The organism is Methylomicrobium album BG8 (assembly GCF_000214275.2).
GTDB lineage: Bacteria > Pseudomonadota > Gammaproteobacteria > Methylococcales > Methylomonadaceae > Methylomicrobium > Methylomicrobium agile.
This window is the reverse complement of sequence record NZ_CM001475.1, coordinates 607,842-619,923: the sequence shown is the minus strand read 5'-3', so window position 1 is coordinate 619,923 and position 12,082 is coordinate 607,842. Positions and strand designations below refer to the sequence as shown.

Here is a 12,082-nt window from a genome sequence, read left to right as displayed (position 1 = left end):
GCGAGCCAACCTCAATGACGAGCGGCAATTTACCGAATAACGGCACTGTGATGATCGTGGACGATACGCCCGGCAACCTGGCGCTGCTTTCCGATACGCTGTCGGAAGCCAACTACCGGGTGCTGGTCGCGACCGACGGCTATTCCGCCCTGGAACAAATGCAGTATCTGCTGCCGGACATTATTCTGCTGGATGTCATGATGCCAGGCATCGACGGCTTCGAGACCTGCCGGCAAATCAAATCGAATCCCGAAACCGCCGACATTCCGATCTTATTCATGACCGGCCTCGGTGAACTGGACTCCTTGTTGCGCGGCTTCGGCGAAGGCGCGCTGGACTATATCGTCAAACCGATCCGTCCGCCGGAAGTTTTGGCCAGAATCGAAGTGCATCTCGCGCAAGCCCGCACTATTCAGCGCGCCCGGCACGCCCTGCAGCACGGCCGTTTTTCCGCGCTGACCGCCGACGGCGCCGGTATGATCCGCTGGCTGACGCCCTCCGCCCGGGACTGGCTGAACGAGATCCGGCCGCCGGAGCGTCCTCCCCTGACCGCCCTTTCCGCTATCAGCTCGCGTATTCCGTCCCCGCTTTACGAATGGTTCATTCATATCCTGACCGGACCCCAGCGGCAAATGCCGGAGAACGCGGCGCCGTATCAATCGGACCTGGGCCATTCCGCCCGCATGGCGCTTTGCCATCAGCCGGACGAGTATTTATTACTGCTGCAGAAGGCGTCCCCGGCCTGGGATCTGGAATCGTTGCGCACGAGCATGAAACTGACGGCCCGCGAAGCCGAAATCCTGATGTGGATATCGCGCGGCAAAACCAACAAGGAAGTCGGCCTGATTCTTGACAGCAGCCCCAGAACGGTCAACAAGCATCTGGAGCATATTTTCGAAAAACTCGGCGTCGCCACGCGCGCGGCGGCGGTGGCGATGGTGTTGAAAGGCCAGTAGAATCACCTCGGCCGACCGTGGTCAACCGAGACGCTAATTCCGCTTTTCGGTGATGAGTTGCCAAAGCGTGTGCATGAAGGCCGCTCGAACGCAGAGGCCTGGCTTTGAACCGGTGCTCCCTGGACCAAGGAATCTTGCTATCTCAATCGGCCTTGCAACGCCTTCATCTGAATCCGGGTCTCGATGCTGCCCGCCAACAGCATCAGATAGCCGACAAACTCCCCGCTTTCTTCAATCACGCATTTATAAAAACGCTGGTAGTCGTCTCCCATCAATTCCTGCAGGAAAGGGCCATGCCCGAACAATTGCGCTACCGGCATGGCCACGATAAATCCTCCCCACAGTACGGAAAACGCGGAAGTCGACATGAAATGCGCAAACTGCCAGCGGAATTTGTCTCTATTCGCGCAACCCAGATAGACGGCATACAGAATCAGGATAAAACTGAATTTCCAACTGATCCAGGGCAGCCATACATCCAGAAGGCCGTCCAGTTCCCGGATCGCGGCAAATCCGGAAACCGACGCCAGAATGATCAGCAGCTCGCGGAAATCCGAAGCGGCTGTGGTTGTTGACAGAAATATCATGCTGGCGCCTAGCAGCAACCCGACATGCACCCATTCGAGAGGCCCGTTTTCCCCAAAAATAGCTTCAACCCCATAACGGACCAACATGGGAAGCGAAAAGGCGAAAAGGGTAATCACCAGAGAATATGCGATGAAACGCAACATTCTTGGCAGCACCGGCTCATTGATGAGTCCGGAAGTGAAGCGGTTATTCTCCATAAAACATCTTAATGCAAATTTAAAACAGCCCAATATGGTGCTGATTTTATTCCCTCATTGCAATACCAATGTCACATTTAAAAGCACGTTCCCCATCAAAGCCGATACTTCGCGCTCTGATTCGGCGTCAACCGGTTGTGCTCGTCGATATAATCCTGCCGGCTGATCGGCCTGATCAGCAGCAGACCGGCGACAAATCCCCCCGCATGCGCCCAGAAGGCGATTTGCGCAGGGCCGCCGACCGCCGGGACCGCGCTGATCAGTTGGATGAAAAACCAGTAGCCGAGCATGTAAACGGCCGGAATCGCAGCGGTCGTGATAAAGAATCCCAATGGAATCACCGTGTGCACATAGGCCCTCGGGTAAAGCCTGGCATAGGCGCCCATGACGCCCCCGATCGCCCCGGAAGCGCCCACCATCGGCGTAACCGCGCTGGGATCGGCCGCGATTTGGGCCGCTGCGGCCGCCAGGATACATAACCCGTAAAAAAAGATAAAATGGAAGGGCCCCATCGCATCCTCGACGTTGTCCCCGAAAATCCACAAAAACCACAGGTTGCTGATGATATGGAACCAGCTGCCGTGCAGGAACGCATGCGTAATCAGCGTGGAAAGGCTTTCCTTGCCGTCGAGCACGCAGACTAGGTCGTCCGTCAACTGCAGGCGCGTGCCGACCGGTACGGAATTCAACAACTCGCCCGGAATCAGGCTGTACAGGCACAGCGATTTGACCAGCGGCTCTTCGCTGCCCGCGCCCTGCACAAAAATCCAGATCAGAAGATTCAATCCGATCAGTCCGAGCGTGGCGACAGGGGTACGGATCGTGGGATTTTCATCGCGGATCGGAAACATGGAATTCTCCTTTAAATTCGGTAAAGTCATTGTCCGGCTGCCGGCGGCATCCGGCCAATGTAAACGGAATCGCTCCCGATTTCAATCGGCATCCCTTATGGCAGGGCCGGAACCGTTTTATTTTTGGACCCGGCCCGCGCCGATTAGGTTGTCCAGCAGAAACGGACCGCCGAAATGACGCCGCCGGTCCGTTGATTGGATCAGGCTAATCCGATGCGTATCACAACGAGTACGGCGCGTGGGAACGATTTTAATTATTTTGCAATATCTCTCCGGCGCGTGCTTGTTTACCAACGCCCGCCGAATAACGCAGCGTGATAAACAGGAAAAACTGCACGCCGAAAATCAGATTCGCCATCAGCAGATGAATTGGCTGCGCGACCGGCGGCATGCCGAGACGGTCTAGCGAAACGCCGGCGAGAATCGCGGTCACGATCAGTCCGATCAGCGCGTAACCGGTACGCACCGGCAGGCTTTGCCGGGGCAGCGTCCGGCGCAGCTTCCAGAATAGCCAGAGGTTGGTGAGCAGGATGATCGACGAGAACGACCGGTGCACGTAAAAAATGATCGGAAAACCCTCGCGCCAGAACTGCCGGTCGATGGCGTTGTGCGCGTGCGCGAGGTAATCGACCGTCTCGCGCACCTGCGTGCCCATCGCGACCTGCAGCAGGGTCATCCCGATCGCGGCTGCCAGCACCGTCTTGAAACGGGGCGGCAACGCGCTGCTGTCGATAGTCGCGAACGTCTCCCTCTGCGAACGGGCGATCGTGTAGATCACCAGCGCCACGATCAACAGCGCCATCAGCATGTGCAGCGTGATCATGTACGGTTTCAGGTTGCTCGCGACAACCGACGAGCCGAGCCAGCCCTGAAAACCGATCAGAAACAGGTTAGTCAGCGATAGATAGAAAATCGTCTTGTCGCGCTTCCGGAAAATGCGCGACGCCCACGCGGTCAGCAGCACCAGAATGCCGGTGGTCGCGCCGACCAGCCGGTTCGAGTATTCGGTCCAGGTCTTGACCGGGTTGAACTGGGTGTTTTCGTAGCCGCGCTGCGCATAAATCTCATGGTAGTTGGACGGCAACTGCGACTCGTCGGTCGGCGGGATCCATTGGCCGAAACAGGTCGGCCAGTCCGGACAGCCCATGCCCGCTCCGGAGGCCCGGACGATGCCGCCGGCCAGAATCACCAGATATACCGCGAGAATGGTCAACAGGCCCAGGCGGCGGAAGTTCAGAATGGTTTGATCGTTCATGCGTTGGGTAAAGGTAACAAACGGAGGGAAATGTCGGGACGGTCTTTCAGTACCAGATCGTAGTCGCCGCTTTCGTTGACCAGCAGTACCGCGAGTAGATGGCAAATTCCGTTATGACCGAGCGCGGTCAACACCTGGCCGCGGCTTTGCTCGCCGCCGTCCCGGTCGACGATCGCCGCATTCGGCTCCGGCGCTTGGTCGAGCTCGCATTCGGCCAGAAACAGCGCGCGTTTGGACTTGCCGAGATAATGGGTTCGCGCGACGATTTCCTGGCCGGTGTAACAGCCTTTGGTAAAGCTGATCCCGTCCAGTTTGTCCAGATTCAGCATTTGCGGAACGTGTTCCTCGGCAGTCGCCGGCGAGAGCCAGGGAATGCCGCCGAGTAGGTCGAGCAGGCGCCAGTCTTCCGAATTGCCGGGCGCAAAGCCATGCTGATCCCGATGGTCGGCCCAGAACTCGATCGCCCGCTCCGGCTCGGCAATCACCAGCGTGCGAGCCGGAGCCAGTTCAATCCGGACTATGCCATCGTCAGCGCGAGCGGCAAACAACTGCCCGGCACCTGGCTCGTTCCGGCTCAACCCCAACAGGCAGAAGTCGCCGGAACGGTCGGCCAGTTTCACGTCCGCGCGCAGCGCGTATTTCTGCAGGTGTTTCCCGATCGCTTCGAGCTGTGCCAGCGGTAGCACGAGCAGGTAATCGTCCGCGTGTTTCGCAAGCAGAAATGTCGCGATCGCCCGCCCTTTCGGATTGCAGAACGCGCCGATCCGGGCCTGATGTTCGGTCACTTCGAACACGTTGCAGGTAGCCTGGCCTTGCAGCAATTTGGCCGCGTCCTTGCCGGAGGCGGACAGAATGCCCAGATGGGATACTGGATAAATCCGAGGCTGGCCGGTTTTTGATTCTTTAAAAACGACACGATCAGCATCGTCGATCACAGCCTGCTCGGAGAGCAGAAAGGTTTTCCATTGCGGATTCATGAAGCAGTTCGGAAAGTTAAAATGCCTATTATACCGGTTATCCTTCCCAAACAGGATCGTAGGATGTGCCGACGCAAGGAGGCGCATCGATCGCGAACGATGCGCTTCACTTCGTTCAGCACATCCTACGAGCTTGTCTTATGACAATCTCATCCGCGGACCCACCAATGTATTAAGAGCTATAGGGCGTTTTCGCGATAGCAAAACGCCATTTGCCATCCTGATGGCGGATTGCCTTCGGCGAATCCGCCCTACGAGAGCTACGAGAGCCGTAGGATGGGTACGACTGCAAGTTTCGATCGATGGGTTTCGGCTGGCGCCTCTACCCATCCGACGATCCTTTCCTTATGACAACCTCACCCGCGGATCGACCAACGTATAAGAAATATCGGTCAACAACAGCCCCAGCACATACAAAATCGACCCCAGAAACACCATCGCCCGCACCATCGCGAAATCCTGGCTGTTGATCGCGTCGATCGTGTAGCTGCCGAGCCCCGGAATGCCGAAAAACGATTCCATGATCAGGCTGCCCATGAACAGGAGCGGCAATACGACCACCACGCCGGTCAGGATCGGGATCATCGCATTCGGCAGCACGTGCCGGAACAGGGTTTGCGTTTCGGTCAGGCCTTTGGCGCGGGCGGTGCGCACGTAATCCTTGCCGACTTCTTCGAGGAACAGGGTCCGGTACCAGCGCACGCCCGAACCGATGCCCGAAATCACGCCGATCACCACCGGCAGGATCAGAAACTTGAACGCGCCGAAGCCTTCGTCGTAGCCGGAAATCGGCACCAGCTTCATCAGCTTGCCGATCGCGAACTGGCCGCCGATGATGTAGAACAAGGACGAGATCGACATTAGGACCACGCACAGCACCAGCCCGCCGAATTCGAGATAGCTGCCCCGGAACAGCACCATCAACAGCGCGAAGCCGATATTGATCAGCAGACCGACCACCAGCGTCGGCAACGCGAGCGCCAGGCTCGGCCACATGCGCTGCCGGATGTCCGCGCCGATGTTGCGGCCGCTGTCGGACACGCCGAAACGGAACAGGAACAGGCCGACCGTCTTCCGGTAAAAAATCGTCTCGGTCAGTTTGTCGCCGCCCTTTGCTTCTTCATTCCAAAGCAGCGGCTTGTCATAGCCATGCTGCTGTTTCCAGTTCTGGATCGCCTGCGGCGTCACATGCTTCTGGCCGAGTTGCATCCGGGCCATGTCGTCGGGGCCGTTCACGACAAAGAACAGCACGAAAGTCAGGATGTTGATCCCGATCAAGATCGGAAACGCGTACAGCAGGCGGCGGATAATGTAGTAGATCATCGAATGGCTTCCGTTTGAATCTTCGATATTTCGGACACGGGCCGGTGGGTGCGGCGGCGGTAGGCGCTAACCGCAGGCATCAGCAACAGAATCAAGGCCGCGCCGCCGATAGCGAGAGGCCAGAGCACCGGCCGGTTCCAGTCTTTGCGGAGTTCGGCGCGCCGGACCGGATCGACCCGGATATATTTGGTCCGATTGTTCGCCATCAGGTTCGGCTTCAGGTTGCTGACCCAGCCGTGGTACAACGAGAAAGTCTTCGGGTGGAAACCGAACACCCAGGGCGCATCGCGGCGGATGATCTCCTGCATCTGCCGGATGATTTCGAGGCGCGGCGGGTCGTTTTCCATGTTGCGCATCCGTTCGAACAGGCGGTCGAATTCGGGATTCCGGTAGTTGCCCGCATTCTCGCCGCTTTGCTTGACCTTGCCGTTCGGCCCGTACAGCAGCGAAAAGAAATTCTCCGGGTCCGGGTAATCGGCGTTCCAGCCCCAGGTAAAAATCTGCGCATTGCCGGAACTCATCTTCTGCTGAAAGCGGTTGTAATCGGTCGCGCGGATCACCAACTGGATGCCGAGCTTCTGGAACTGCTTGCGGTACCAGTTCATCAGCGGCTTGTCATCGACACTGGTCGCGGTGGTGTCGAAATACAGGATCAGCGGGGCTTTGGTCTTCGGATCGATCCCGTTCGGATAGCCGGCTTCCGCGATCAGTTTACGGGCTGCCTCGATCGGCTTCCTCTGCGGCTTGCCGTTCACCCAGTCGTAGACGTAACGGTTCAGTCCGGCTTCCCCTGCTTCGTTGCCGAAAATGCCGGGCGGAATCGCGCCTTGCGCCGGCACGCCGCGCTCGTTCCGGAAGATCGCGATGAACTCCTCGTAATCGACCGCAATCGCGATCGCTTGGCGCAGTTTCCGGCTTTTCTCGCTGTCGCCGCCGACCGTCGGATCGAGCATGTTGAAGCCCATGTAGAAGATCGAGGTTTCGACCGAAGTCTGTAGGCGGATGCCCTTCTCCTTCAGACTGTCGGTCAGCGTGATCCCGCCGCCGGTAAACTGGACCGCCTGATCGAAACTGTCGGAAGCGATGCCCGAGGCGTCGTAATAGCCCTGCAGAAACTTGCTCCAGCTTGGAATCGTTTCCTTTTCGAGCGTGAAGACCACCTTGTCGATGAACGGCAGCGGCTTGCCGGCATCCTCCAGCAGCCCTTGCTCCGCATCGCCCGGCTCGCCTTCGGCCGGATAGGTTTCGGTATGAAAGTTCGGATTTCTGAGCAGCAGCATCCGCCGGTTCGGATTGTTCTCGGCCAGATAAAAAGGCCCGCTGCCGACCGGATACCAGTCCAGCGTGACGTTCTTGTCATCGAGCCCCGGCTGGCCGTAGAACGCATCGGCCTCCCAGGGCATCGGCGCGAAAAACGGCATGGCCAGCCAGTAGCTGAACTGGGGGTATTTGCCCTTGATCCGGATCTTGTAACGGTAACGGTCCAGCACTTCGACGCCGCTCATCGGCAGCGTCCGGAGCGCCGGCATGGGCTTGTCCGCGCTTTGTCCGGCGAACTCGTCGAAACCGACGATATAGCCCTTCATGATTTCCGCGATCGGCGACTGCGTTTTGGGATAGGCCAACCGCTTGATCTGGTAGACATAATCCTCAGCGGTCAATTCGCGCGTGCCGGTTTCGGCAAAATCGTTCAGGGTCGATAACGATTCGATTTCTTCAGGCTTGAGATGATGATAGCGATATTGCCCGCCTTGATCCTGCGCGAAAGCCGGGTGCGGCTGGAAGCGAATGCCGGGCTTGATTTCGAGCAGATAGTCGCTGTAGGCGATGTCTTGCGGGTCCGCATCCGGGGCCAGCTTTTGCCCCTGCCGACCGTAATAGGTAATCTCGGGCAGGCGCGTAACCGTCAGCGGCACCAGTTGATAAGGCCGCTTCAGGTAATGGTATTGCAGCGGCGGTTCGTAAATCTGCGCGATGAACGCATATTCGTTCTCGCTGTAGGCGACCGCCGGATCCAGATGCTTCGGCCGTTCCGCGAACGATTGATACAGGACCGCCTGTTTGTCGTCCTCGGGCGGGTAAGGATCGTTCCAGAGCGTACCGGTACAGCCGGCCGGAATCAGCGAAACCGCCAGGCAAAACAACACGAAAGCCGAAACGCCGGCAGGCCGAAATTTGGATGACAAAAGACTGGACATCGCAGGAGTGGTCGTGGATACTTTGCGGGTTATTTTATCGTGTTTGCAGGGCGATACCGGATTTTTCGCTCGCGAAGGCAAACGCCGCACAAAGTATATCAACAATAATAAGAGGAGATCAGAATGGGATTCATGCAGGGCAAACGTGTCTTGATTGTCGGTCTGGCCAGCAATCGCTCGATTGCCTGGGGGATCGCGAAGGCGATGCACCGGGAAGGCGCCGAGCTGGCGTTCACCTTTCAAAACGACAAGCTGCAGGGCCGGGTCGAGGAAATGGCTGCCGAATGCGGTTCCAACATCACCGTCGAATGCGACGTCAGCAACGACGACCACATCGAGAATGTCTTCAAAGTCCTGGGCCAGCACTGGGACGGGCTCGACGGCATCGTGCATTCGGTCGCGTTCGCGCCGCGCGATGCGCTGGAAGGCGATTACGTGAACGCGACGACCCGCGACAATTTCCGGATTGCGCATGACATCAGTTCGTACAGCTTCACCGCGCTGGCCAAGGCCGGCCGGAGCATGATGGCGGGCCGCAACGGCTCGCTTTTGACCCTGACCTACCTCGGCGCCGAACGCGCAATTCCGAACTACAACGTGATGGGCGTCGCGAAAGCCAGCCTGGAAGCGAACGTGCGCTACATGGCGGTCGCGCTGGGCGCCGAAGGCACCCGCGTGAACGCGATCTCGGCCGGCCCGATCCGCACCCTGGCCGCTTCCGGCATCAACAACTTCAAGGCGATGCTGAGCAAAGCCGCCGACACCGCGCCGCTGAAGCGCAACGTCACCATCGAGGAAGTCGGCAATGTGGCAGCCTTCCTGTGCTCGGACCTCGCCTCCGGCGTCACCGGCGAAGTGACTTACGTCGACTGCGGCTATAACATCGCGGGATTGGCCGCGTCTTAATCACGCCTTCTTCGCTTCGTTCCCACGCTCCGGCGCGGGAACGGGATTGTACGACCCCGTAGGATGGGTAGAGCGAAGCGAAACCCATCGTTTGCGATCGATACCCTAAAGGAGGCTCGATGCGCCTCGCAAACTCAGCGCATCCTGCCCGCGGCGAGCTTTAAAATCGATCGGCCCATTCGCCGCCCGTCCAAACTCTTTCAAAATCGGTCTTTACCGGACGGTAAACGCAGCTTCCGGAACCGTCGGTCACGAAGTAATCGCCCCGTCTGAAAAAATAGCCGGACAAGCGCGCTTCATCATAGATAACAGCGCGGCGATGGACGACCACATTCAATACGTCTATGTCCAGGAAGGGGGAGGCAATGTCTTGCCTGATTCTTTGCGATATCGTCATCATCTTTACTCTCCTGTCCCTAAGACACCCGGACGCATTGAATCGAAAATCGATTGAGTGAGTCGTTTTTAAATTTTTCCTGAACCGCCGGCAGCCAGTAGGCGCTTAATAGCTCCGAATGTCAATCTTTATAATCAACCTGACATGGATGCAATAAATCAAGAGAAAACAATAATTTGTTGTTAAACCTGACTTATCCCGAAAAAGGCTTGCCCAATAAAATCGATCGGGCCACGTATAAAGACGTTCAGGTCTCGTCATCGTTGCGTCTCGAATGATCCGTTCGGATATAAGCAGGCTTCCGCCCTTCCTGGCGGCACCGGACTCATCCATGACGCTTCTCGATGTGCCCCGCCTTCCCTACCGGAATTTTTTACGGGAAAAAACCGTCACTTTGATAAGATGCGTGTTCTGTTGATGTCCCCCTCAAACCGTCGCATTTCAAATATATTAATTAAGGATTCGCTTCATGTCAGACGCCCACGTCTATCCGGTAAAACCTGAAACCGCCGCCCAAGCATATATCGATCGCACAACCTATCATGCCCTTTATCAACGGGCGCTCGCCGAACCCGACGCCTTCTGGGCCGAACAGGCGGAGCGGTTTCTGGACTGGGAACAACGCTGGCATACCGTCTCGGATTATGATTTCGAATCGGCGCATATCCGCTGGTTCGACGGCGGCAAGCTGAACGTCAGCGTAAACTGCCTGGACCGCCATTTGGACAAGCGCGGCGATCAGGTCGCGATCATCTGGGAAGGCGATAATCCGGCGCACGATAAGAAGATCACCTACCGCGAACTGTACGAAGAAGTCTGCCGCTTCGCGAACGTACTGAAAACCCGGGGCGTCGGGAAAGGCGACCGGGTCTGCATCTATTTGCCGATGATCGCCGAGGCCGCGGCGGTGATGCTCGCCTGCGCGCGGATCGGCGCGGTGCATTCGGTCGTGTTCGGCGGCTTTTCGGCCGAGGCGCTGAAAGACCGGATTCTGGACTGCGGCGGCAAATTCGTGGTCTGCGCGGACGAAGGCTACCGGGGCGGCAAGGTCGTGCCGCTGAAGGCGAACGTGGACAAAGCCGCCAAGCATTGCCCGATGCTGGAAAAAATCATCGTGATCCAAAATACCGGCGGCAAAATCGGCTGGCAGGAAGGCCGCGACCTCTGGTATCACGAAACGATGGCCGCCGCCTCCGCCGATTGCCCGCCGGAGCCGATGGATGCCGAAGATCCTCTATTCATTCTTTATACCTCCGGCTCGACCGGCAAACCGAAAGGAATGCTGCATACGACCGGCGGTTACCTGATCTATGCGGCGATCACGCACAAGTATGTGTTCGATTACCACGACGGCGACGTTTACTGGTGCACCGCGGACATCGGTTGGGTGACCGGCCATTCGTACGTGGTCTACGGCCCGCTCTGCAACGGCGCGACAACGCTGATGTTCGAAGGCGTGCCGACTTATCCGGGACCGGACCGCTTCTGGCAGGTGGTCGACAAGCACAAGGTCAATATTTTTTATACCGCGCCGACCGCGATCCGCGCATTGATGGCGCAAGGCGACCGTTACGTCAACCAAACCTCCCGGCAGAGCCTCCGAATCCTCGGCAGCGTCGGCGAGCCGATCAATCCGGAGGCCTGGGAATGGTATTACCATGTGGTCGGCGGCGGCACGCGCCCGATCCTGGATACCTGGTGGCAAACCGAGACCGGCGGGATCATGATCACCCCGCTGCCGGGCGCGACCGACCTGAAACCCGGCTCGGCCACCCTGCCGTTTTTCGGGATCAAACCGGAAATTCTGGATACGAACGGCCAAATCCTGGAAGGCGCCGCCGAAGGCAGCCTGATCATCGCCCGATCCTGGCCCGGACAGGCGCGCACGATCTACGGCGACCATAAGCTCTACATCGACACTTATTTCAGCAAGGCCCCCGGTTTTTATTACAGCGGCGACGGCGCCAAACGCGATGCCGACGGCTATTACTGGATCACCGGCCGAATCGACGACGTGCTGAACGTGTCGGGCCACCGTTTGGGCACGGCCGAGATCGAAAGCGCGCTGGTACTGCACGAGTCGGTCGCGGAAGCGGCGGTGGTCGGCTACCCGCACAACATCAAAGGCCAGGGCATCTATGCGTATGTAACGTTGAACACGGGCGTCGAGCCAACCGAACAACTGCGCAAGGAACTGGACGAACTGGTCCGGAAGGAAATCGGCCCGATCGCGCACCCGGACATCATCCAGTGGGCGCCCTCGCTCCCGAAAACGCGTTCGGGCAAGATCATGCGCCGGATTCTACGCAAGGTCGCGGCGGGCGAACTGGACAATCTCGGCGACACCTCGACGCTGGCCGATCCTTCGGTGGTGCAGAACATCATCGAGCACCGGGTCGTGAAGGGCGATTAGGTTGAGAAAAAGCGGAGGGTA

Annotated in this window: 10 protein-coding genes; 3 read left to right on the top strand and 7 right to left on the bottom strand. The window is 58.2% G+C overall.

Going from position 1 to position 12,082, the window contains the following annotated elements; genetic code table 11:
• Positions 1–14 precede the first annotated feature (14 nt).
• Positions 15–956: a response regulator transcription factor gene (locus METAL_RS02635; RefSeq protein WP_005369370.1), complete on the top strand. Its 942-nt coding sequence runs from the start codon at positions 15–17 to the stop codon at positions 954–956.
• Positions 957–1,093: 137 nt separating this feature from the next.
• On the opposite strand, the gene METAL_RS02630 is transcribed toward METAL_RS02635, so the two are convergent.
• The 6 genes from METAL_RS02630 to METAL_RS02605 all read right to left on the bottom strand — a co-directional run bounded on the left by METAL_RS02630 (position 1,094) and on the right by METAL_RS02605 (position 8,345).
• Complete coding sequence (locus METAL_RS02630) at positions 1,094–1,543, bottom strand: hypothetical protein (protein ID WP_157203413.1); 450 nt, start codon at positions 1,541–1,543, stop codon at positions 1,094–1,096.
• A gap of 293 nt (positions 1,544–1,836) precedes the next feature.
• A complete protein-coding gene (locus tag METAL_RS02625; protein ID WP_005369365.1) occupies positions 1,837–2,592 on the bottom strand; it encodes a rhomboid family intramembrane serine protease in 756 nt (251 codons plus the stop codon).
• 250 nt (positions 2,593–2,842) lie between these two features.
• Positions 2,843–3,847, bottom strand: coding sequence for a COX15/CtaA family protein (locus METAL_RS02620; RefSeq protein ID WP_005369364.1), 1,005 nt, complete (start codon positions 3,845–3,847; stop codon positions 2,843–2,845).
• On the bottom strand, positions 3,844–4,824 hold the full coding sequence (gene ygfZ, locus METAL_RS02615) for a CAF17-like 4Fe-4S cluster assembly/insertion protein YgfZ (protein WP_005369363.1): 981 nt from the start codon (positions 4,822–4,824) through the stop codon (positions 3,844–3,846). Before ygfZ ends, METAL_RS02620 begins: the two co-directional genes overlap by 4 nt.
• A gap of 345 nt (positions 4,825–5,169) precedes the next feature.
• Positions 5,170–6,147: an ABC transporter permease gene (locus tag METAL_RS02610; RefSeq protein WP_005369362.1), complete on the bottom strand. Its 978-nt coding sequence runs from the start codon at positions 6,145–6,147 to the stop codon at positions 5,170–5,172.
• Positions 6,144–8,345, bottom strand: coding sequence for an ABC transporter substrate-binding protein (locus METAL_RS02605; protein WP_005369361.1), 2,202 nt, complete (start codon positions 8,343–8,345; stop codon positions 6,144–6,146). Before METAL_RS02605 ends, METAL_RS02610 begins: the two co-directional genes overlap by 4 nt.
• Positions 8,346–8,468: 123 nt before the next feature.
• Here METAL_RS02605 and METAL_RS02600 point away from each other — a divergent pair, with 123 nt between their 5' ends.
• Entirely contained in the window at positions 8,469–9,251 is a 783-nt protein-coding gene (locus tag METAL_RS02600) for an enoyl-ACP reductase FabI (RefSeq protein ID WP_005369360.1), read from the top strand.
• Between the two features lie 160 nt (positions 9,252–9,411).
• Here the strand turns inward: METAL_RS02600 and METAL_RS02595 are convergent, their stop codons facing one another.
• A complete protein-coding gene (locus tag METAL_RS02595) occupies positions 9,412–9,651 on the bottom strand; it encodes a hypothetical protein (RefSeq protein WP_005369359.1) in 240 nt (79 codons plus the stop codon).
• Positions 9,652–10,117: 466 nt separating this feature from the next.
• Here METAL_RS02595 and acs point away from each other — a divergent pair, with 466 nt between their 5' ends.
• The gene (gene acs, locus METAL_RS02590) at positions 10,118–12,061 is read left to right on the top strand and encodes an acetate--CoA ligase (RefSeq protein WP_005369356.1); all 1,944 of its coding nucleotides are present in this window, start codon (positions 10,118–10,120) and stop codon (positions 12,059–12,061) included.
• Positions 12,062–12,082 lie beyond the last annotated feature (21 nt).